Genomic DNA, 19692 nt, shown 5'->3' with positions numbered 1-19692 from the left:
CGTGGCCTGAAGCGCGACTTCGGCGAGGTCGAAAACCTGCAGGTCTCCGTCAAGGGGCCCGGCGACTTCGTCACCCTGGCCGACCAAAAGGCGGAAAAGACCGTCTTCGAGGAACTGTCCAAGGCGCGGCCGGGCTACGGCTTCGTGATGGAAGAGGGCGGGGTCGTCGAGGGCACCGACAAGAGCCACACCTGGCATGTCGATCCGCTCGACGGCACCACCAATTTTCTCCATGGCGTTCCGATCTTCGGCGTCTCGATCGCGCTGGTGCGCGAGGGTCAGGTCATCGCCGGCGTCGTCTACAATCCGGCCGTGGACGACATGTTCGTCGCCGAGCGCGGCCAGGGCGCCTATCTCAATAACCGCCGCCTGCGCGTTTCCGGCCGCAACAAGCTCACGGATTCGCTGATCGGCTGCGGCGTCCCGCACCTCGGCAAGCGCCGCGAGCATCCCCGCTTTCTCGACGAGCTCGACACGGTGATGGCCAAAGTCACCAACGTCCGCCGCCTCGGCGCCGCCGCGCTCGACATGTGCTTCGTCGCCGCCGGCCGCTACGACGGCTACTGGGAGCGCGGCATCAAATCGTGGGACATCGCAGCCGGCCTGGTGATGATCAAGGAAGCCGGCGGCTTCACCACCGACTGCGACGGCGGCCAGGACATGCTGGAAAAAGGCACGGTCTGCGCCGGCAACGAGGCGATCCAGGCGGCGCTGCTGGGTTTGATCAAAGGCTAGCGCTCGAAGGCCTTCGGGCGTCCGCGCCAGCGATCGACGGTCTCCTTCAGCGACGCCTTGAGGCGCTGGGCTTTCCTATAGGTCTCGGTCGCTTTGAACCAGGCGACGAGCCGGTCCTTGTAGCCCTTCAGCCAATAGAACAGCCTGGCGAACCAGCCGATCGTCAGCAGCTTGTCCTTGCCGGCGGAAAAGATGCGCTCGCAGATCAGGATCGCGAAGACATGAGCGCCGATGTAAAGCAGCAGCCCGGACTTGACGTGGCCGCCGCCCATTAGGACGAGGCCGTAGAACTTGGTGACCTCTTCGACCGCCAGCGGCACGAGGAACAGCACCAGCACGACGTAGGGCGGCAGCGCCCCGATCCAGCCTTCGATGCGCTGAATGACGTGCAGGCTCGACAGCCAGCGCATGAAGGGCCTGAAGATCGGCCCGATGATGCTGTCGACGACGACGTAGATGCCGACGACGATCTGCGCGATCACATGGCCGATGAACTGGATCGGCCCTCGCTTCGGTTCGCTCACGGCCGGCCCTCTTGGTTCTTTACTACGACCAGTAACGGATGCGCTTTGGTATCAGTTCACCGCAAGCGCGTTCTTCGGGCCGGCCATGCGCGGTTCGGCGGCAGCCGCAGTTTTGGCGGCAGTCTTGGTGCCGGTCGATCGCGTCCCGCTCTCGATCGCCAGCGCCTCCCAGACGGCCAGAACCCTGGTCTTTTGCAGCAGGCTGATTGTGACCAGCCCGGTCGATGGGATCGTCAGCCCGCGGATCGTGTTGACGCTGCGGTTGCGGCGCGAGCTCGAGAAATCGACGCTCATGGTGAAGGAGGCGATCAGCACCGACTCCAGGCTCACGGTGAGGACGAAAGCTTGCACCACCGCGTCGTTCGCCTCGCGCTCGAACAGCGCGGCCACGCAAAACGACGGCACGGGAAGCGGGAAGGCTGGCCCGCTGATCTCATCCAGAATGTGGAACAGGCTGAGCTGGTTGGTCGCCGCATCGAGCGACGACGAGGCCGCGCAGGCGATGTAATGAACCTTCACGATCGCTCCTCGGCATCGTCACGCGTATTAGAACCACCGTAGCATGATCTTCGGCATGGCCATCAATAGCCGCCGCTATGATTAACGGCGCCGGCGCAGCACCGGTGTCACGAGGGCTTGGTAAGACCCGCAGCGACGCGAAAAGGCTTGCCATTTGCCTTGCGGACCGCAATTTAGCGGGAGAGCGGGACGCGCGGCATGCGCAGCGATCGCTGAAAACAGGGAAGCGTATCGCCGGCCGGATATCCAGCGCTGGCGCGGCGCTGCGGGGAGCGTGCATGGCTGTTGCCGATACCGATCCGTTCCGGCTCTCCTCGCCGCGCATCTTCCTGGTGCGGATGATCGTCTTTCTCATCCTCGTCGGCTTCATCGGGCTGATCCTCTACAAGAAGATCGGCACGGCCTTCATGGCCAATCCCGGCCTCAACGGGCTGATCTTCGGCGTGCTTTTCGTCGGGATCGTCATGGGCATCCGCCAGGTCGTGCGGCTGTTCCGCGAGGTGCGCTGGGTCAATGCGCTGCCGCGCGGCACCGCCTCGCAGGTCAAGGCCCCGATCCTGCTCGCCCCGATGGCGACGCTGGTCGGCGACAAGCCGCCGGGTGCGACCATCTCCACGGTGACGCTCCGGGTGATCCTGGATTCCATCGGCACCCGGCTCGACGAAGGTCGCGAGGTGGCGCGCTACCTCACCGGCCTGCTGATCTTCCTCGGGCTGCTCGGCACGTTCTGGGGCCTGATCGAAACGGTCGGCTCGATCGGCGGCGTCATCAAGTCCATGCAGGCGAGCTCCGATGCCGGCTTCGACGACCTCAAAAATGGCCTCGCCGCGCCGCTTGCCGGCATGAGCATCGCCTTCACCTCGTCGCTGTTCGGTCTGTCCGGCTCGCTGATCCTCGGCTTCCTCGATTTGCAGGGCGGTCAGGCGCAGAACCGCTTCTATACCGAACTCGAGGATGTCCTCACCGCGCACACCCGCGATGCCGAAGCGTCGATCGGCAAGCTTGAGCCCGGCAGCGACATCCGCGCCGCGCTCGACAAGCTGTCGCTCGGCGCCGACCAAAGCCACCAGCGCGCGAGCTCGGTCGCGATGGCGAACCTCGCCGACGGCATCCAGTCGCTGGTCCAGCATATGCGCTCGGAACAGCAGCAGATCCGCGACTGGGTCGAGTCGCAGGCCGAACAGAACAACGAGATCAAGATCCTGCTGCGCCGCCTCGCCTCCGAGCCGGAGCGCAGCTGATGGCATTGCGCCCTAGCCACGAGCGGGCCTGATGCCTCTCGGCCGCACCCGCCGCGCCGCACGGACGGTCGATTACTGGCCGGGCTTTGTCGACGCGCTGTCGACGATGCTGCTGGTCATCATCTTCCTGCTCTCGGTTTTCATGCTCGCGCAGTTTTTCCTGTCGCGGCAGGTCACCGGCAAGGACACCGCGCTGACCAAGCTGAACCGCCAGGTCGATGAGCTGACCTCGCTCCTCGCGCTGGAGCGGGCGGGAAAACAGACCGCACAGACGAGCCTCGCTTCGCTGACGGCGACCCTCGACGCGGCGCAGAAGGACAAGGTGCGGCTGCAGGGCCTGATCGACTCGACCAACGCCCAGGCCTCGGGGGCCGGCGGCGCGGCAGCGGCCGCCTCCGCCGCGCTCGACCAGGAAAAGCAGGTTTCGGCCCGCGCGGCGTCGCAGATCGATATCTTGAACCAGCAGATCGCCGCGCTGCGCCGCCAGCTCGGCGCGATCGAGGATGCGCTGGCCGCCTCCGAGACCAAGGACAAGGATTCTCAGGCGCGGATCGCCGATCTCGGGTCGCGCCTGAACGTGGCGCTGGCGCAAAAAGTCCAGGAGCTGGCGCGCTACCGCTCCGACTTCTTCGGCCGCCTTCGCCAAATTCTCGGCGACCGGCCGGGTATCCGCGTCGTCGGCGACCGTTTCGTGTTCCAGTCCGAAGTGCTGTTCGATTCCGGCCAGGCGGCGGTCAACCCCGCCGGTCACGCCGAGCTCGATCAGCTGGCCTCCGCCGTCATCACCCTCGAGCGCGAAATCCCGCCCGAGATCGGCTGGGTGCTCCGTGTCGACGGGCATACCGACCAGAAGCCGATCAAGTCGGCGCAATTCCCCTCGAACTGGGAGCTGTCCTCGGCGCGCGCCATCGCGGTGGTGGAGTACTTGGCCGGCAAAGGCGTCGATCCGCATCGTCTCGTTGCCGCCGGCTTCGGCGAATTCCAGCCGCTCGACGGCACCACCGGCGACGAGGCGATGCGCCGCAATCGTCGCATCGAACTGAAGCTGACCGAACGATGAGCGTGATCGACGACCGCTTACAGATCCGCGCCGCCGACCGCGCCCAGGCCCTGGGCGAGATCGCCGCCGTGCTCGCGATGGTCGACGGGGCGCAGCGCGAACCCGACCCCTGGGAGCGGCTCTGTCTGCTCCGTGCCTTCAGCCTGATCAGCGCCGGTTGCTACAATCTCGCGGTGCTGGAAGCCCGCGACGCTTCCCTGCCGCCGACCCGCCCCGTCGAAGACGACCGCCTCGCCGAGCCGGTCCTGGTGCATTGCGATCTCGCCACGTTGTTCGACGCGCTGCAGGAGGCGATGGGCGAGGAGGTCCGCGCCTACCCGCATCTCGGGCCGGTGGCGCTGGGCTAGGCGCGTTGTTGACCCTTCCTTTGAATGCCGTACGCTACGAAGCGGCTGCGGAGAACAACGATGCGCATCACGGCCGATGGTCAGGTCACGATCCCTGCAGAGCTTCTTGAGCAAGCCGGCCTTTTGCCGAATACCGACATCGATCTCGTGTTCGACGGCAAGGACATCCGGATCAAGCGCGTCGAGCCACAAATGACTGGCGAACGGGATATCGTTGCTCATCTCCGCGGACGTGGTGACGTTGCAATCAGTACCGATGCCGTCATGGCGCTGACCCGCGGTGATTGATGAGCGCAGTTCTGGTCGACAGCAATGTCTTGCTCGACATCATGACGAGGGATTCTCAATGGTTCGCTTGGTCGGCGGCAGCACTCAACGCTGCGTCCAACCGATCCCATCTCGTCATCAATCCGATAATCTACGCCGAGGTCTCTGTACGTTACTCGAAAATCGCCGACCTGGATGCTGCGCTTCCGGAAAGCATGATCGAACGGGAGGCGCTCCCCTACGAGGCTGCCTTTCTCGCTGGCAAAGCATTTCTCGCTTACCGGAGCCGTGGCGGCACAAAGTTTTCGCCGCTACCGGACTTTTTCATCGGCGCTCACGCGGCAGTGTCGGGCTACCAGGTGCTAACGCGTGACGTCGTCAGATATCGTACCTACTTCCCCACGCTTCCGCTCATTGCCCCAAGTTGAAAGGCTCGTTGTCCATTGGCGCTACCGCGCTTTATGACGCCGCCGTACGAAACCATGGGCCTACCCGCATCTCGGGCCGGTGGCGCTGGGCTGACGACTACAACGATTTCCAGCGCTGGCTGAAATCGGCGAGATCGGCCGCGTTGAGGTCGGAGACGAGCCAAAAGCTCATCCCATCCTGCGCCCAGCGTTCGTAATTGTAGCCATTGATGCTGCCGTGCGACGGCGCCGCGTCCGCCGCATCGGGCCAGACGAACAAATTGATCTCGTGCGCGGCGTGGCGGTAGACGAGCGCCGCCGCCATGTGGCCGGCGAAATAGTCGAGACGCCCGCCGATCAGCGGAAAACCGACGGTTTTCAGATCCTTGACCGGTGGCGCGAAGGGCAGACGGCCATCGAACCACGGTTTTACCGTGTGCTGGTCCGTCGAGGCGACATCGGTCAGATGCCCCGGCAGCAGAGCGCGGATATGGGCGGCGACGATGGCATCGGCCGGATCGTCGCCACGCGGCAGACCGACGACGAGCATGAGGCAGGCCGCGACGGCGAGCCCGCTGGCAAAGGCCGGGACGCGACCGAACGGGGTGCTGCGCTGGACTCTCTGAACCGGGGCGCGCGACGCGATGCGGGCGCGGACGGCCGTCTTCAACGCCTCCGACGCGGGGTAGCGAGGAACATCCCGCAGACGCGCCGAAAGCGCGAGCATGTCGGCCTGCGCTGCGGAACAGGCCGCGCAGCGGTCGAGGTGAGCGGCAACCCGCGCCGCTTCCGCCGGCGACAATTCGCCATCGACGTCGGCCTGGACCAGGAGCAGCATGTCGTCGCAATGCTCGTCGCTCATCGCGCCGATCCTTTCGTAATCGCCATCAGGTCGCGGCGCGCGCGCCACAGCCGCGACATCACCGTCCCGACCGGCACCCCGGTGATCGCGGCGATCTGCTTGTAGGAGACCTCTTCCAGCTCCCGGAGAACGAGACATTCCCGCAGTTCGGTCGGAAGGCCGGCCAGGGCCGCGACGAGCGCATCCCGATCCTGCTGCCGCGACATCCGCACCTCGGGGTCGTCGGCCGGATCCGCCAGATCCTCGACGATCGAAACGCCGTCCGCATCGCAGGTGTCGACGTGTACGGCCTGACGCCGCTTGCGCACCGCAAGCGCGTCATAGGCGACGTTGCGCACGATCTTCATCAGCCAGGCCCGTGCGTCGCCGCCGTCGTAGGAGGCGATGTAGGTCAGGGCGCGCGCCACCGCATCCTGCACCACATCCTCGGCGAGGCTGGCGTCGTGCACCAACCAGCGCGCGAGGTTATGCGCGGAATCGAGATGCGGCAGAATGATCGTGTCGGCCGCGGCGCGCGACGCCTGCGCGCTTCGGTCTCGTCCTCCAAGCCAGATCACGGCGTTCGTCCGGTCATCGATCCCATGTCATCGCACGATGATGGTGCCCAGCATATGCGGGTGCAACGAACAGAAATAACGGAATGTGCCGGCACTGCCGAACGTATGGTCGAAACTCTCGCCGGTGTCCAAAGGCGGTGACTTGAACGCCCGCGGCTCCGCCGCGTCGACGATCGTGTGCGGAATGTCGTCGCGGTTGGTCCAGGTGACGTGCGTGCCGGCATCGACCGTGATCGTCGCGGGCGTGAAGGCGAAATTGTCGATGGTGACCGTCACTTCGTTAGCTGGTCGATCCGCTGCGGCGGCATCGACGGCGAGGAGGAGCACGGCGCCGATGGCGGCATGGCGCAGGATAATACGCATGATCGATCCTCCCTCACGCGCCGAGCGGCGTGTCGACGATGGCGAGCGGCGTCGCGGTCTGCACGCGCGTGATCGCGGCAATGCCGAGCATCCCGCGCAGCTTGCCGGGCGGCAGGTCCTTGATCGGGCCCGGCGACGCTGCGGTTCCCGGCGCCGGCTGCGGAAACGCCGTCGATCGCGCAGTATGGAAGGCCAGCGTGCCCTCGACCTTCTGCATCACCTGATGGATATGGCCGTTGAGCACGGTGACGGACCCAAAACGCCGAAGGTAGGACAGGGCCTCTTCCGCATCCTGCGTGCCCCACCCCCATTCCGCGCTGACGGTCCATAGCGGCACATGCGCGAAGACGACGATCGGGGTGCTGGCGGCACGGTCGGCGAGGTCGCGCTTGAGCCATTCCAGCTGGTCGGGCCCAAGACTTCCGAGGCCGCCGGCCTTCAGATCCTGCACGTTGTTGAGCGCGATGAAGTGCACGCCCTGCTGATCGAAACTGTACCAACCGCGTGGCGCACCCGGGGTGAAGCGGGCGAAGAAGCCCTTGCCGTCGTCGACAAGCACGTCGTGCTCCCCGGGAACGTAGTGCGTCTGCAGTCCGGCCTCGCGGATGATCTGGTCGGCGGTGTCGAACTGCGCCTCTTTCGAGAGCTGGCTGACGTCACCGGTGTGGATCAGCAGCGCCGCCTCGTGCTTACGCTGGCCGACCAGCGCCATCGCCTCGCGCAGCGTGCCGGGCGTGTCGAGGTTCGGATCTTTGGCGAATCCGATGTGACTGTCGCTGATCTGCAGAAAACTGAAAGCGCCGGTCTCGGCCGCGTGCGCGGTACCGCCAAGCAGGCGCGACTGCGGGACGCCGCCGTTCACCGTCCACAGCACGCCTGTGCCTGCCCAAACCATGCATTCGAGAACGTGGCGGCGGCTGTGCCCCGTGTGGTGTTCATCCTGGTCCATCATCATGACCTCCTTGAAGTGCCAAGGAAGAGACCGGACGAGGCCGCGTTTTATTCTCGAAGATGCAAAGACGGTCGGTGTTGTCCCTTATGCCAATGGGGCCGCTCTGCGCTCGATGTTATGTATCGAGCGCGCGATCCCCGTCGAGGGCCAGCCTCAGCGCAGGGCGCGCGAACCCATCACCCGCTCGTTATCGAGCGAGCGGTGCTGCCCCGGGAGGATCACATGCGCAAAACCTTTGGCCTTGTCGCGGCCGCGGCCTGTCTCGCGTCCGCCGTCCAAGCGATGCCGTTGGCGCCGGTCGGCGATGCCGCTGCGCCCCGTGTCACGCTCGTCTATGGCGGCTGCGGGCCGTATGGCCATCGCGGCCCCTACGGCGGGTGTCGCCCCGGCGGCCAGTTGAGCGGCTACGGTCGGCGCTGTCCGTGGGGCTACCATCTCGGGCCGAACGGGCGGCTGTGCTGGCCGAACTGAACACCGAAATTTTGGTTTGAGACAGCCCCTATCGGGCTGCCCCGTTCGGCGGAGCCTAAAACTCTTCCCAGCCGTCGCTGCCGCCGACGACCGGGGCACCGTTGGCGACCATGGCTTGCACCGGACGCTTCCGGCTCGGAGCCGGCATGGCGCGGGGTTCTGCGCGCTTCGGCGCCGGGGCTTTCCCCGGCTTGAAAGCGTGCGGCGCGACGGCCTTCAGATCCCGGCGCAAGGTATCGGTGCCGCTCTGACCTGTCTGGAACACGCCGATCAGGCTGGTGAGCTGTGAGGCTTCCTGCATCAGCGCATGGCTTGCCGCCGTCGTCTCCTCGACCATCGCTGCGTTCTGCTGCGTTGCCTGATCCATCTGATTGATGGCGGTGTTGATCTCTTCGAGACCCGTCGACTGCTCCCTGGCGCCGTCAGCGATCGCGGAGACGACGTCGTTGATGTCGGCCACCTGCGCCATGATGCGCTCCAGGGACTTGCCGGTTTCGGCGACCAGCTTGACGCCCTGCTCGACTTGCGCCGAGGACGAGGAGATCAGGCCCTTGATCTCCTTCGCGGCTTCCGCCGATCGCTGCGCCAGCGCCCGGACTTCCGACGCGACGACGGCGAAGCCGCGGCCGGCATCACCCGCACGCGCCGCTTCGACGCCGGCGTTCAGCGCCAATAGGTTGGTCTGAAACGCGATTTCGTCGATGACACCGATGATCTGGGTGATTTTCTGCGAAGAGTCCGAAATGCCATCCATGGCCTGCACGGCCTGGCGCACGACCAGCGCGCTCTTCTTCGCGTCATCGTCGGCGGTGGCGACGACCTGCCGGGCATGACTGGCGCCGTCGGCCGATTTCTTTACCGTCGTGGTGATCTGGTCGAGCGCCGCCGCGGTCTCCTCCAGGCTCGCTGCCTGCTGCTCGGTGCGGCGTGACAGGTCGTCCGCGGCCGTCGCGATCTCCTTCGAGCCCGAACGGATCGCCGAGGCGCTGCTGGCGATCTGTTGCACCGTCGTCTGCAGGCGCTTGATCGAAAGATTGAAATCGCCGCGAAGCTTTTCGAAGGCGGGAATGAAAGCCATGTCGATGTTCTGATCGAGGTCGTTCTCGGCAAGACGGGCAAGCCCGTCGCCGATCTCGTTGACCGCCCGAACGCGCTCCGAAATGTCGGTGGCGAATTTGACGACCTTCACGACCTTGCCGTTCATGTCGAAGACCGGATTATAGGACGCCTGGATCCAGACTTCCCTGCCGCCTTTGCCGACGCGGTTGAACTCGGCGGCGACATATTCACCGGCGTTCAGTTTGAGCCAGAAATCGCGGTAGGCCTCGGATTGCGCGTAGGCGGGTTCGCACAGCATGCGGTGATGCTGGCCCTTCAGCTCGTCGAGACGATAGCCGAGCGTCGCCTGAAAGTTTTCGTTGGCGGTGATGATCTCCCCGGTGGGCTTGAACTCGATGACCGCCTGGGCGCGCGATAAGGCCGCCAGTTTGCTTTCGAACTCGGCGTTGCGGACCTTGTCCTCCGTGATGTCGGTGGCGACCTTGACCACCTTCAAAACCTTGCCGCGGGCGTTCATCACCGGATTGTAGGAGGCCTGGATCCAGATCTCGCGGCCGCCGCAGCCGATGCGCTTGTATTCCTGCGCGTCGAACTCGCCGCGGCAGAGCTTGGCCCAGAATTCGCGGTAGTCAGCGCTCCGCGCATACTCTGCGTCGACGAACATGCTGTGGTGCCGGCCCTTGATGTCTGCGAGCTTGTAACCAAGAACGGTGCAGAAATTTTCGTTGGCGAAGAGCACGTTGCCTGCCACGTCGAATTCAATGATGCCGAGTGAGCGGTGCATCGCCTCGAGAACGGAGGACGCGTTTGAACCAAGAGACGAACCCAAGCCAAGCATCAGTATTCCCGAGGTAAGTGCGGTAGCGGCATACGCATCTATCGCCGACAATCGTTAAATATCGATTTGATCGCGTCCTATTGAACGACAAATTGAAGAGGCATGCCAAGGTGTCGCAGACGGCATGGCGGCGCGGTTCGCAATTCGCGCCTCTTGCGCTATAGGAGCGGGTCATCCCACTTCTCGCTCAAAACGCTCCTTAGGCTTCACGTTCATGCACTTCCTCGATCAGGCCCGTGTCTTCGTCCGCTCCGGCGATGGCGGGGCGGGCTGCGTCTCCTTCCGCAGCGAAAAATTCATCGAATTCGGCGGCCCTGACGGCGGCGACGGCGGTCGCGGCGGCGATGTCATCGTCGAGTGCGTCAGCGATCTCAACACGCTCATCGATTTTCGCTACCAGCAGCATTTCAAGGGCAAGACCGGCATGCACGGCATGGGGAAGAACCGTGCCGGCGGCAAAGGTCCGCCCGCGATCCTCAAGGTGCCGGTCGGGACCCAGCTGTTCGACGAGGACCAGGAAGAGCCGTTTGCCGATCTGACCGAGGTCGGCCAGACCGTCCGCGTCTGCCGTGGCGGCAATGGCGGCTTCGGCAACGCCTATTTCAAGACCTCGACGAACCAGGCGCCGCGGCGCGCCAACCCTGGCGAAGTCGGCGAGGAGCGCACGCTGTTCCTCCGCTTGAAGCTGATCGCCGACGCCGGGCTTGTGGGCCTGCCCAACGCCGGCAAGTCGACGTTTCTGTCGGTGGTCTCGGCCGCCAAGCCGAAGATCGGCGCCTATCCCTTCACCACACTGCATCCGCAGCTCGGCGTCGTCGCCATCGACGGCCGCGAGTTCGTGATGGCGGACATTCCCGGCCTGATCGAAGGCGCCCACGAAGGTATCGGACTCGGCGACCGCTTTCTCGGCCATGTCGAGCGCTGCCGGGTGATCCTGCATCTGGTGGATGCCACCGGCGAGCATGCCGGCAAGGACTACAAGACGGTGCGCACCGAGCTCAACGCCTATGGCGGCGGCCTGACCGACAAGCGCGAGATCGTCGCGCTGTCGAAGATCGACGTCGTCGAGCCCGACCATCTGAAGAAGCAGGTCGAGCGCCTGCGCCGCGCCTGCGGCCACACGCCGATGCGCCTTTCCTCGGCGACGCGCACCAACGTCACCGAGGCGCTTCGCGCGATCACCGGAATCATCGACGCGGACAAGGTGGCCGAAGGCATTGCCGAGGCGCCGGCTTGGCAGCCCTGACGGGGCTCGGCGCACGCAAGTCGACCGGCAGTGCGCGAAGCGCGATTAACGTCACGCGATGAGGTCTTCGAGGATCCGGGCTATACCCTCGATCGTATAGGGCTTCTGAACGACCGTCCGATGCTCATGAAGATCGGGAAGCACGGCTTGCTCTCCGTAGCCCGTCGCGAACAGGAAGGGCACGTTCAACTCGCCGAGGCGGTCGGCAATCGCAAAGCTCATCTGATCGCCCAGATTGATATCCAGCATAGCCAGCGTCGGTAGCGCGCCATCGATCAAGTCCAGAGCACTTTCCACGGTCGAGGCGGTCATCACTTCCGCTCCGAGCCGAGACAGGATGTCTTCGGCGTCGAGCGCGATGATCAGGCTATCCTCGACAAGCAGCATTTTTTGGCCCGCGAGAAACTTCGACGGCACCTCCGTAGGATGACCTAACGAAGGCCGCGGATATTTCACGGCGGCAGGTGTCGGACCTGTCTGTTCCGACACATGGCGGGCCGGAATTTGGAAGGTCGCACGCAGGCCCCCGGGCGCGTAATCGACGTGGGCCTTGCCGCCCAAGTCGTATGGGACGGACCGATTGATGATCGTTGTTCCGAACCCTTTGCGCGTCGGTGGCACAACCGGCGGGCCCTCCCGCTCCTGCCAGGCGAAGTCAAGCTCGCCTGCTTCGTCGCGATACCACGACACATCGACGTGGCCGCCGTTGGAGAGGCTGCCGTATTTCGTGGAGTTCGTGACCAGCTCGTGGAGCACGAGAGCCATCGTCGAGTAGGCTTGCGGGTTCAGCAGCACCGGCTCTCCCGAGACGTGAACGCCTGCGTCGTTGCCCAGGAACGCCCGCGCCTCGGCGTCGATCAGGGCTCGAATGGGCGCGGGTCCCCAGTGATCGTCGGTGATTTGGTTGTGTGCCCTTGCCAAAGAGTGGATACGACCGTCAACGAGTGTCACGAAGTCTTCGATTTTGTCGCTCGACGGCTTGGCCTGCCGAATGAGCCCCCTGATGACCCCCAAAATGTTTCGAACCCGATGGTTCAGCTCGGCGATCAGCAGCTCCTGCCTGCGGGCCGCACGGTCGCGTTCAGCGCTGGCCTCGCCGGCAAGACGCAAGACCACCTCGATGAGGGTCGCGCGAAGCGTCTCCGCCACGCGCATTTCTGAGGGCGTGAAAGGTTTACTTCGACCTTTGACGAGTTGCTGCCATTCGGCAAAGCTTTCGCGCGGTGTGAGGCGCGGCCCGTTGGGGCCATAGTCGACCGGCTTGTGGGGATCGCCGGCCCAGCGGACGGAGCGGACCAGTTCTTCCCGGAACAGGATGACGTAGTCGCGCGGCGACCGCGAAATCGGGATCGCCAGCATGCCGGCGGCCCTGTCGGCGTAGGCTTCAGCTCCCGGAATGAGTGAGCCGATGTAATCCGTGGCGAAAACCCGGTTCGCCGCGGTGCTGTTAAGCGCTCGGACGATGCGGGTAAAGGCTTCGGTGGAAGGCCTCACGCCTGAGAAGGCATAGTCGCCGTTGATCCAGACCCCGACGCCTTCGGCGGGGATTGCATGGGTCAGAATGCTGGCAAGCCATTCAGGGTCGTTGAGCAGCGTTTCGTTGGTGGCGACGGCGCTCAAGAGCTGGTCCGAAATGTCGCGCGCGCGCCGCTCGAATTCCATCAGTTCCTTACGCTCGCGGCTTTCCAGGCGCATGGAGTACATCTGCGAGAACAGCTCGCAGATGGAGCGGACTTCGAAGCTCGGCGTCTTGGGCGCGTAGTGATGGCATGCGAAAAGCCCCCAAAGTTCGCCATCGACGACGATCGAGATCGACATGGAGGCGCGGACGCCCATGTTCTTCAGATACTCGATGTGGATTGGCGACACGGATCGCAGGATCGACTGCGAGAGGTCGAGCGGCATGCCCATCTCGTCGCGCTCCGGCTGTATCGCAACCGGCGTGGCGTTTACGTCCGCAATGACGCGAAGCAGGTTTCGCTTGTAAAGCGCACGCGCCTGAACCGGAATGTCGCTGGCAGGATAATGGAGGCCTTTGAAGGAGCCGATACCGGACTTGCAGCTCTCGGCGACCACCTCTCCAGAGCCGCTCTCGGAAAATCGGTAAACCATGACCCGGTCGAAGCCCGTCAAGGCGCGAACCTGGCGCGCGCCCTCGTTAAAGAAGGCGGAAGCGTCGCTCACCAAGTCGAGACGCGCGATCATGGACTGGACCATGCTGGACGCGTCGCGATGCTTGCCAGCCGCCGGTTGCGCCTCGACGACAATCTGCCCGCACGACTTATGAAGAGCGACGTCAAACAATCCGCCACGGGCGGTCAGTTTTATGTCGAAGGTCTTGGCAACGGCCGTGGGCCCACGAAGCGTCGCCAAGCGATTTCGCAGATCGTGTAAGGCCTCGGGCAGAACGATGTCGCCCAGGTGCCGCCCGATGAGGCTGTCGTTCGTTGCGCCCAGGAAGTCCGCGACGTTCAGCGAGGCCCGGGCGACGATCCAATCGAGGGTGAGCGCCAGGAGGAACCCGGTCGGCTGGATCGCGCCAAGCAGATGAATCGGCTCCTGATCGCAATTGGTCAGGTCGACAGGCGTACGGAGGTTCATGAAGCCTACGGATTGTGAGCGCGCGACTGGCGGTTGCGGGCGACCACGGCCCGAGACGTAACGCGCGGCGGAACGGTTTCTCACGCCAATAACGCCGAGTCGCGCATTTCGTTCGCTCGCGAATGAATAGCGCTGTCGCCAAGCGGCGGGTTAGCGCGATCCGCTGTCTCTTGCGCGGCGCGGTCGCACCAATGACGCGAGCGACAGCGTTTGGCACGTTCCATCGGACGAAATGCAAGCGGCTTGCCATTGTCTTGGCCGCCAGTGACGCGGGGGTACAGAGAAAGCGAGGTATATCAGGGCTGCCTCCGCCAAGGGATTCCGCTACAAAGGTCCTTATGTCCATTGCCGATCCCACCCTTCTGCGCCCTAAGATCCCTCTGCCCCGCCTCGTCGACTTCCATCGCATCGTCATCAAGGTCGGCTCGTCGCTGCTGGTCGACGCCGACGGCGTGCGGCGCGACTGGCTGAGTTCGCTGGCGGTGGACATCGCGGCGCTGCAGACGCGCGGCGCCGAGGTTTTGGTCGTCTCCTCGGGCTCGATCGCGCTGGGCCGCCGCGTGCTCGGTCTGCCGCCGGGCGCGTTGAAGCTCGAAGATAGCCAGGCGGCGGCCTCCGTCGGGCAGATTGCGCTCGCCCGCACCTGGGCCGAAGTCTTGGGCGACGTCGGCATCACCGCGGGCCAGATCCTGCTGACCTACGGCGATACCGAAGAGCGTCGCCGCTACCTCAACGCCCGCGCCACCATCGGGCGTCTCCTGGCGATGAAGGCGGTGCCGGTGATCAACGAGAACGACAGCGTCGCGACCCAAGAGATCCGCTACGGCGACAACGATCGCTTGGCTGCGCGCGTGGCGACGATGGCCTCGGCCGACCTGCTGATCCTGTTCTCCGACGTCGCCGGCCTCTACACCGCCCCGCCGGCGAGCGATCCCGACGCGACCCTGATCCCGGTGGTACCGCGCATCACCGCCGAGATCGAGGCGATGGCCGGCGGCGCCGCGTCGATCCTGTCGCGTGGCGGGATGCGGACCAAGGTCGAGGCGGGCAAGATCGCGACGACCGGCGGCGCGCATATGCTGATCGCCGACGGCCGCATCATCAATCCCGTGCAGCGGCTTCTCGACGGCGCCCCCTGCACCTGGTTCCTCTCCCCCTCGAACCCGGTGACCGCGCGCAAAAAATGGATCGCCGGGTCGATCGAGCCGCGCGGCACCGTCACTGTCGATGCCGGTGCGGCGCGGGCGATCCAGGCCGGCAATTCGCTGCTGCCGGCCGGGGTGCGCCGCATCGAGGGCCCGTTCAAGCGCGGCGACTGCGTGCTGATCCGCGTCGACGATGCCGGCGAGATCGGCCGCGGGCTGATCGCCTACAGCGCCGACAAGGCAGCCCAGATCATCGGCCGCCGCTCGCACGAGATCGAGGCCGTGCTCGGCGCGCCGGGCCGCGCCGAGCTGATCCACCGCGACGACATGGTTCTGGCCGGCGAGTAGGCGAGAACGCCGAGCGCCATCCGTCACTTAGTCCAGTTGCGCAACGCGATTCGCGCGCGCAGACTGTGCCGGGTTGCAGCGAGCAGCCTGGAGCGCACGGCGCAAGGACTCCCAGACCGCCGGTGATGTTCGGAGGCCGAGATGGGGCAAGCAGTCGAAATTCAGTTATTGGGCGCGGTCGAGACCACCGTGTCGATGAACCTGCGGCAGGGCGTGCCGAACACCAAGGCGCCGGTCTTCCGCAAAGTGAACGCCGGAACTCTGGTGCCCGTCATCTCCGTGGTGGTCGGCGAGTCGGTGCAGGGCAACCCCCATTGGTACCGCACCGCCGAGGATGCCTTCATCTGGGCGGGCGGCTGCGGTCTGTTTCGCGACGCCGAGCCCGCCGCTCCGCTGCCCCGCGCGCCTGTCAGCCTCTCGGGGGCGCCCATCATCCAGCTCAAAAAGCCGCCGGCCGTGGTCGACCTCTGCCACGGCAGCGGGGTGGTCTGCTTCGAGGATGCGCGGTCCTCCGGCCTGGTGGGGGTGATCCACAAGGCGACCACCGGCGCGTCGGGCCGCGACGATGCCTATCGCGGACGCCGCGAGGCGGCGCAGGCCGCGGGCCTTCTATGGGGCGCCTATCATTGCGGCACCGGCGCGCCCGTCGAGGACCAGATGCGAAATTTCCTGGAGTGGGCGCAGCCCGACGCCCAGACGCTGGTCGCGCTCGAGTTCGAGACGACGGTCGGCAACCAGATGACCCTCGAAGGTGCACGGCACTTTTGCGAGCAGATTTTTGCCGTACTTGGCCGCCGCCCGGTCATCTACAGCGGCGACGCGCTCAAGGCCGCGCTGGGCGTCGCCAACGACCCGTTCTTCGGTGCCCACCGGCTCTGGCTCGCGCAATACAGCGACAAGCCGACGGTCCAACGCAGTTGGCGGCATTATTGGTTGTGGCAGTATACCGATGGGCAGAGCGGTCCCGGGCCGCGCACCGTCCCTGGCCTTGCCGGTGATCGAGCCGGTCGGCTTTATTGTGACCAGTTCGACGGCGACCCCCAAGACCTGGCAGCGCAATGGGCGCAGTGAAGCGTCCTCAGCCGCCGACCGCCTGACGCGCCGGCAGGGCCTGCGGGATGACGTCGTCCTGCGCGGCCTCGATCTCGCTGCCGGGGCCGATCGCAACACGATTGCGCCCGGCGGCCTTGGCGGCATAGAGGCCGCGATCGGCCCGATCGATCAGCGCATCCGCCGATTCCGCACCATCCCATTGCGCGATGCCGATCGAACAGGTGATCGGCACCGGCGTCACCGCGCGGAGGCGGTCCATCACGGCGATCGCCTGGTCCACGGTCGTGTCAGGCATGATGATGGTGAATTCCTCGCCGCCGTAGCGTGCAAGCAGGCTCTCGTAGCGCAGCACGTGACGCCAGACGACGATCACCTCCTTGAGATAGAGGTCGCCGGCCTGATGCCCGTTGGCGTCGTTGTAGGCTTTGAAGTGATCCAGATCGATCATCGCGACGACGAGCGAACGATTTTGGGCGCGCGCCGCGGCGATGCTGGTGATGAGATAGGCATCGAGCGCGCGACGATTGGCGACACCGGTCAAAAAGTCCGTGCCGGCGGTCTTCTCGAGAAGCGCGATGACGCCGGCCTTCTGTTCCTCGGCTTTGACCCGTTCGGTCAGGTCCCGCAGCATGACGCCAAAGCCAGCCGTCTGGCCCGCATCGTCGAGGATCGCGGTGACGGTAATGCCGGCCCAAAACCGGCTGCCGTCTTTCCGAGTCTGCCAAAATTCGGTCTCGAAGCGGCCCTCGGACGCGGCCATGGCAAGCGCCTGTTGGAAAAGGCCGGCGTCGCGCATTTCGGCGTCGAGTAGGCTTAACGCCGATTTACCGACAATCTCCGCCGCTGTGTAACCGATGATCGTGTGAGCGCCATCGTTCCACGATTCGACGTGTCCATCCCGGCTGAGGACGAAGATCGCGCAATCGCTGATGCGCTCGAGAAAGCGCCGAAACATGTGATTGGCGTGATGAACACCGCTCATGAATTAGGATCTCGCTCCATCCACGCAAAAACTCGCAATCGGGCCATCGCCAAATGGCCCGAGCACGCCGTAAACCGACCTAGTCTACGGATGCGCAGCGCCGAAAGTTTCGCGGCCTGGAACGAAACTAAGCTAGGAGCAGAAGCCTAATTTCTTCTGAATTCCAGTCAATTATACCGTCACCAACCGGTTAAGCCGGCCTGCGGGACTTTAGCAAACCGGCGCAAGCAGCCGCTGCCCGCGGTGTGACCGGTCGTGGCGCGCTTTCCTCCCGTCACAACCGTCGCGACGCGATGGTCCGATGGATTGCGAAACCGGCATCGTCGAGGGCTGAGGGCGCCTCAGCTATCGTGATGTAACCAAACCGTGTTCGCCAGTCGCGTGACAAAAGTTCGGCCGCTGCAGTGCCGCTCTATCCAAACTCTTTCCCGCTGTCCCGATCGTCACGCCGTGGCGCTCGGGCGTCGGCTGACGACGCCGCCTCGGCGGGTTCGCACGCTGTCGCTCGCAACGGCATTCCGACGGACCTGATGCCGAATTATTACACTCTGCGGACGTCCGACGCGGCCCGCTCGCCGCCGAAGCGACCGATCTGGGAGCGCGTCACGAATCGCGAGTGCCGGGCGATGGGGTCGCCGCCGAAGGGCCGACCGCCGGGCGCCTGACGCACGGACCTCTTGGTCCTCGGCAGAGATGCGCGATAGGCTTGGGGCATGTCCATCCAGCGCCGCCTTGCCTTGTCGATCACCCTGGTTCTGCTGCTGAGCCTGACCCTCGGCGCGGCGCTGACCTATTGGCACGTGGTGGCGAAGGTGCGCACCGAGATGCAGGCGGCGCTCGCCGTTGGGACCCAGACGGCGGCGAAGGCGGTCGACGGCCGCGACGGCACGGATGCCCCCGCGCGGCGGCTGCGCCGCCTGGTCGAAGATTTCGATGGCGATCGTCATATCATGGCGGTGCTGACGGCCCCCGACGGCCATATCCTCGCGCAATCGACCCTGCTGCAGCCCGATGAGCCGGCTCCCGCCTGGTTCCTGACGATGGTCGCCGGCCCGGCGACGCGCGTGGATCTGCGCCTGGCCGCGCCGTTCGACGCGGTCGGCGCCCTGCGGCTCGAGGCCGATCCCCACAACGAGGTGGCGGAGGCCTGGAGCGACGTGCTGCTCACCGCCACCATCATGGTGTTGTTCTTCAGCATGGTGCTGGCCCTGGCCTTCTGGACTATCCGCGGTGCGTTACAGCCATTGCGCGATGTGCTCACGGCGCTGTCGCGGATCGGCGAAGGCGATTACGCCACGAGGCTGTCCCCCACGATGTACCGCGAGCTGCAGCCGCTGCGCGACGGATTCGACACCATGGCCGAACGGCTCGCGGCGATGCGGGCGCAGAACCGCGACCTCCACGAGCAGATCCTCAATCTTCAGGAAGAGGAACGCGCCGAACTTGCCCGCGACCTCCATGACGATGTCGCGCCCTTCCTGTTCTCCGTCGGTGCCGACGCGGCGATGATCCGACAGTATCTGGCGGCCGAGAGGATCCTGGAGGTCGCGCCCCGCGCGGACGCCATCGCCGAGTCCGTGCGTCACATGCAGAAACATCTGAAGGGCGTGCTGCGCCGCCTGGCGCCGGAAACGCTCATCGACCTCGGACTTGCCGGCGCGATCGACAATCTCGTCGCCTTCTGGCGCCTGCGTCGCCCGGCGATCACCTTCACCATGGACCTGACCGACGACCCGGTCGACCCACCGCTCGATGCGGTGGCCTTCAGGGTGGTCCAGGAAAGTCTCAGCAATGCCATTCGCCACGCTGATCCCACGACGATTGCCGTATGCATCGTCCAAAGCGAGACTATGCTAACGATCCGGATCGAGGACGACGGCACAGGCTTCGCGCCCGGGCAGACGCCTCTTGGCTTTGGGCTGGCTAGCATGCAGGAGCGGGTCAAGGCCGTCGGGGGCCGTCTCGCCATCCGCGACCGGCCCGAAGGGCATGGCGTGATCATCGAGGCGGCGCTGCCGATCCGCATCGATCGCGACGACACGATGCAAGGCGATCGAGCCTCGGACGCAAAGGTTGCAGACTTTTGCGGGCGATCCGATGCTCCGCCTCTTTGAA

At 65.2% G+C, this 19692-nt stretch carries 20 protein-coding genes; 11 read left to right on the top strand and 9 right to left on the bottom strand.

The window, feature by feature from the left end; genetic code table 11:
- Window positions 1-735 (top strand): inositol monophosphatase family protein (locus GSQ79_RS03780; protein ID WP_158807404.1); only part of this gene is annotated, 735 nt, incomplete at its 5' end.
- On the opposite strand, the gene GSQ79_RS03775 is transcribed toward GSQ79_RS03780, so the two are convergent.
- Window positions 732-1259, bottom strand: coding sequence for a hypothetical protein (locus GSQ79_RS03775; RefSeq protein WP_158807403.1), 528 nt, complete (start codon window positions 1257-1259; stop codon window positions 732-734). The genes GSQ79_RS03780 and GSQ79_RS03775 overlap by 4 nt on opposite strands.
- Window positions 1260-1310: 51 nt before the next feature.
- Window positions 1311-1778 carry a hypothetical protein gene (locus GSQ79_RS03770; RefSeq protein WP_158807402.1) on the bottom strand — a complete coding sequence of 156 codons (468 nt, stop codon included), beginning with the start codon at window positions 1776-1778 and terminating at the stop codon, window positions 1311-1313.
- Window positions 1779-2056: 278 nt separating this feature from the next.
- Between GSQ79_RS03770 and GSQ79_RS03765 the strand changes: the two genes are divergently transcribed.
- Genes GSQ79_RS03765 through GSQ79_RS03745 form a run of 5 tightly spaced genes read left to right on the top strand, consistent with a single transcriptional unit; the run spans window position 2057 to window position 5121 of the window.
- On the top strand, window positions 2057-3019 hold the full coding sequence (locus GSQ79_RS03765) for a flagellar motor protein MotA (RefSeq protein WP_158807401.1): 963 nt from the start codon (window positions 2057-2059) through the stop codon (window positions 3017-3019).
- Window positions 3020-3050: 31 nt separating this feature from the next.
- Complete coding sequence (locus tag GSQ79_RS03760) at window positions 3051-4079, top strand: peptidoglycan -binding protein (RefSeq protein ID WP_158807400.1); 1029 nt, start codon at window positions 3051-3053, stop codon at window positions 4077-4079.
- A 2-nt stretch (window positions 4080-4081) separates the two neighbouring features.
- Window positions 4082-4426, top strand: coding sequence for a hypothetical protein (locus GSQ79_RS03755; protein WP_158807399.1), 345 nt, complete (start codon window positions 4082-4084; stop codon window positions 4424-4426).
- Between the two features lie 60 nt (window positions 4427-4486).
- Complete coding sequence (locus tag GSQ79_RS03750) at window positions 4487-4714, top strand: AbrB/MazE/SpoVT family DNA-binding domain-containing protein (protein ID WP_158807398.1); 228 nt, start codon at window positions 4487-4489, stop codon at window positions 4712-4714.
- Window positions 4714-5121: a type II toxin-antitoxin system VapC family toxin gene (locus GSQ79_RS03745; RefSeq protein ID WP_158807397.1), complete on the top strand. Its 408-nt coding sequence runs from the start codon at window positions 4714-4716 to the stop codon at window positions 5119-5121. Before GSQ79_RS03750 ends, GSQ79_RS03745 begins: the two co-directional genes overlap by 1 nt.
- A gap of 97 nt (window positions 5122-5218) precedes the next feature.
- Here the strand turns inward: GSQ79_RS03745 and GSQ79_RS03740 are convergent, their stop codons facing one another.
- The 4 genes from GSQ79_RS03740 to GSQ79_RS03725 are packed head-to-tail and all read right to left on the bottom strand — an operon-like array spanning window position 5219 to window position 7831.
- Window positions 5219-5962: an anti-sigma factor gene (locus GSQ79_RS03740; protein WP_158807396.1), complete on the bottom strand. Its 744-nt coding sequence runs from the start codon at window positions 5960-5962 to the stop codon at window positions 5219-5221.
- Window positions 5959-6519 carry a sigma-70 family RNA polymerase sigma factor gene (locus GSQ79_RS03735; protein ID WP_210253003.1) on the bottom strand — a complete coding sequence of 187 codons (561 nt, stop codon included), beginning with the start codon at window positions 6517-6519 and terminating at the stop codon, window positions 5959-5961. The genes GSQ79_RS03740 and GSQ79_RS03735 overlap by 4 nt, the downstream gene beginning before the upstream one ends.
- Window positions 6520-6546: 27 nt before the next feature.
- The gene (locus GSQ79_RS03730) at window positions 6547-6882 is read right to left on the bottom strand and encodes a cupredoxin family copper-binding protein (protein WP_158807395.1); all 336 of its coding nucleotides are present in this window, start codon (window positions 6880-6882) and stop codon (window positions 6547-6549) included.
- A gap of 13 nt (window positions 6883-6895) precedes the next feature.
- A complete protein-coding gene (locus GSQ79_RS03725) occupies window positions 6896-7831 on the bottom strand; it encodes a metallophosphoesterase (RefSeq protein ID WP_210253004.1) in 936 nt (311 codons plus the stop codon).
- A gap of 285 nt (window positions 7832-8116) precedes the next feature.
- Between GSQ79_RS03725 and GSQ79_RS03720 the strand changes: the two genes are divergently transcribed.
- Window positions 8117-8305, top strand: coding sequence for a hypothetical protein (locus GSQ79_RS03720; RefSeq protein ID WP_246725088.1), 189 nt, complete (start codon window positions 8117-8119; stop codon window positions 8303-8305).
- Window positions 8306-8360: 55 nt separating this feature from the next.
- Here GSQ79_RS03720 and GSQ79_RS03715 read toward each other — a convergent pair whose 3' ends face one another.
- Window positions 8361-10202, bottom strand: a complete 1842-nt coding sequence (locus tag GSQ79_RS03715) for a PAS domain-containing methyl-accepting chemotaxis protein (RefSeq protein ID WP_158807392.1) — start codon at window positions 10200-10202, stop codon at window positions 8361-8363.
- Between the two features lie 214 nt (window positions 10203-10416).
- Here GSQ79_RS03715 and obgE point away from each other — a divergent pair, with 214 nt between their 5' ends.
- Window positions 10417-11448 (top strand): GTPase ObgE, encoded by a 1032-nt coding sequence (gene obgE / locus GSQ79_RS03710; RefSeq protein WP_158807391.1) that lies wholly within the window; start codon window positions 10417-10419, stop codon window positions 11446-11448.
- Window positions 11449-11499: 51 nt separating this feature from the next.
- On the opposite strand, the gene GSQ79_RS03705 is transcribed toward obgE, so the two are convergent.
- On the bottom strand, window positions 11500-14049 hold the full coding sequence (locus tag GSQ79_RS03705) for an HWE histidine kinase domain-containing protein (RefSeq protein ID WP_158807390.1): 2550 nt from the start codon (window positions 14047-14049) through the stop codon (window positions 11500-11502).
- A gap of 338 nt (window positions 14050-14387) precedes the next feature.
- Here GSQ79_RS03705 and proB point away from each other — a divergent pair, with 338 nt between their 5' ends.
- On the top strand, window positions 14388-15542 hold the full coding sequence (gene proB, locus GSQ79_RS03700; RefSeq protein ID WP_158807389.1) for a glutamate 5-kinase: 1155 nt from the start codon (window positions 14388-14390) through the stop codon (window positions 15540-15542).
- 141 nt (window positions 15543-15683) lie between these two features.
- Window positions 15684-16613 carry a glycoside hydrolase family 25 protein gene (locus GSQ79_RS03695; protein ID WP_158807388.1) on the top strand — a complete coding sequence of 310 codons (930 nt, stop codon included), beginning with the start codon at window positions 15684-15686 and terminating at the stop codon, window positions 16611-16613.
- 7 nt (window positions 16614-16620) lie between these two features.
- Here the strand turns inward: GSQ79_RS03695 and GSQ79_RS03690 are convergent, their stop codons facing one another.
- Window positions 16621-17577: a sensor domain-containing diguanylate cyclase gene (locus tag GSQ79_RS03690; RefSeq protein ID WP_158807387.1), complete on the bottom strand. Its 957-nt coding sequence runs from the start codon at window positions 17575-17577 to the stop codon at window positions 16621-16623.
- Between the two features lie 713 nt (window positions 17578-18290).
- Between GSQ79_RS03690 and GSQ79_RS03685 the strand changes: the two genes are divergently transcribed.
- Window positions 18291-19691 carry a sensor histidine kinase gene (locus GSQ79_RS03685; protein ID WP_158807386.1) on the top strand — a complete coding sequence of 467 codons (1401 nt, stop codon included), beginning with the start codon at window positions 18291-18293 and terminating at the stop codon, window positions 19689-19691.
- The last annotated feature ends 1 nt before the right edge of the window (window position 19692 follow it).

The organism is Beijerinckia sp. L45 (genome assembly GCF_009765775.1).
Lineage (GTDB): Bacteria > Pseudomonadota > Alphaproteobacteria > Rhizobiales > Beijerinckiaceae > RH-AL1.
Note: the sequence above shows the minus strand (reverse complement) of the source record. Positions and strands in the feature narration are given on the sequence as shown.

Excerpts from the sequence above, each read along its gene's own strand:
- GSQ79_RS03760 (WP_158807400.1), top strand. The coding sequence starts at position 3,051 with ATGCCTCTCGGCCGCACCCGCCGCGCCGCACGGACGGTCGATTACTGG.
- GSQ79_RS03685 (WP_158807386.1), top strand. The coding sequence starts at position 18,291 with ATGTCCATCCAGCGCCGCCTTGCCTTGTCGATCACCCTGGTTCTGCTG.
- GSQ79_RS03730 (WP_158807395.1), bottom strand. The coding sequence starts at position 6,882 with ATGCGTATTATCCTGCGCCATGCCGCCATCGGCGCCGTGCTCCTCCTC.
- GSQ79_RS03725 (WP_210253004.1), bottom strand. The coding sequence starts at position 7,831 with ATGGACCAGGATGAACACCACACGGGGCACAGCCGCCGCCACGTTCTC.
- obgE (WP_158807391.1), top strand. The coding sequence starts at position 10,417 with ATGCACTTCCTCGATCAGGCCCGTGTCTTCGTCCGCTCCGGCGATGGC.
- GSQ79_RS03705 (WP_158807390.1), bottom strand. The coding sequence starts at position 14,049 with ATGAACCTCCGTACGCCTGTCGACCTGACCAATTGCGATCAGGAGCCG.
- GSQ79_RS03690 (WP_158807387.1), bottom strand. The coding sequence starts at position 17,577 with ATGAGCGGTGTTCATCACGCCAATCACATGTTTCGGCGCTTTCTCGAG.
- GSQ79_RS03695 (WP_158807388.1), top strand. The coding sequence starts at position 15,684 with ATGGGGCAAGCAGTCGAAATTCAGTTATTGGGCGCGGTCGAGACCACC.
- GSQ79_RS03745 (WP_158807397.1), top strand. The coding sequence starts at position 4,714 with ATGAGCGCAGTTCTGGTCGACAGCAATGTCTTGCTCGACATCATGACG.
- GSQ79_RS03750 (WP_158807398.1), top strand. The coding sequence starts at position 4,487 with ATGCGCATCACGGCCGATGGTCAGGTCACGATCCCTGCAGAGCTTCTT.
- GSQ79_RS03740 (WP_158807396.1), bottom strand. The coding sequence starts at position 5,962 with ATGAGCGACGAGCATTGCGACGACATGCTGCTCCTGGTCCAGGCCGAC.
- GSQ79_RS03720 (WP_246725088.1), top strand. The coding sequence starts at position 8,117 with ATGCCGTTGGCGCCGGTCGGCGATGCCGCTGCGCCCCGTGTCACGCTC.
- GSQ79_RS03765 (WP_158807401.1), top strand. The coding sequence starts at position 2,057 with ATGGCTGTTGCCGATACCGATCCGTTCCGGCTCTCCTCGCCGCGCATC.
- GSQ79_RS03715 (WP_158807392.1), bottom strand. The coding sequence starts at position 10,202 with ATGCTTGGCTTGGGTTCGTCTCTTGGTTCAAACGCGTCCTCCGTTCTC.
- proB (WP_158807389.1), top strand. The coding sequence starts at position 14,388 with ATGTCCATTGCCGATCCCACCCTTCTGCGCCCTAAGATCCCTCTGCCC.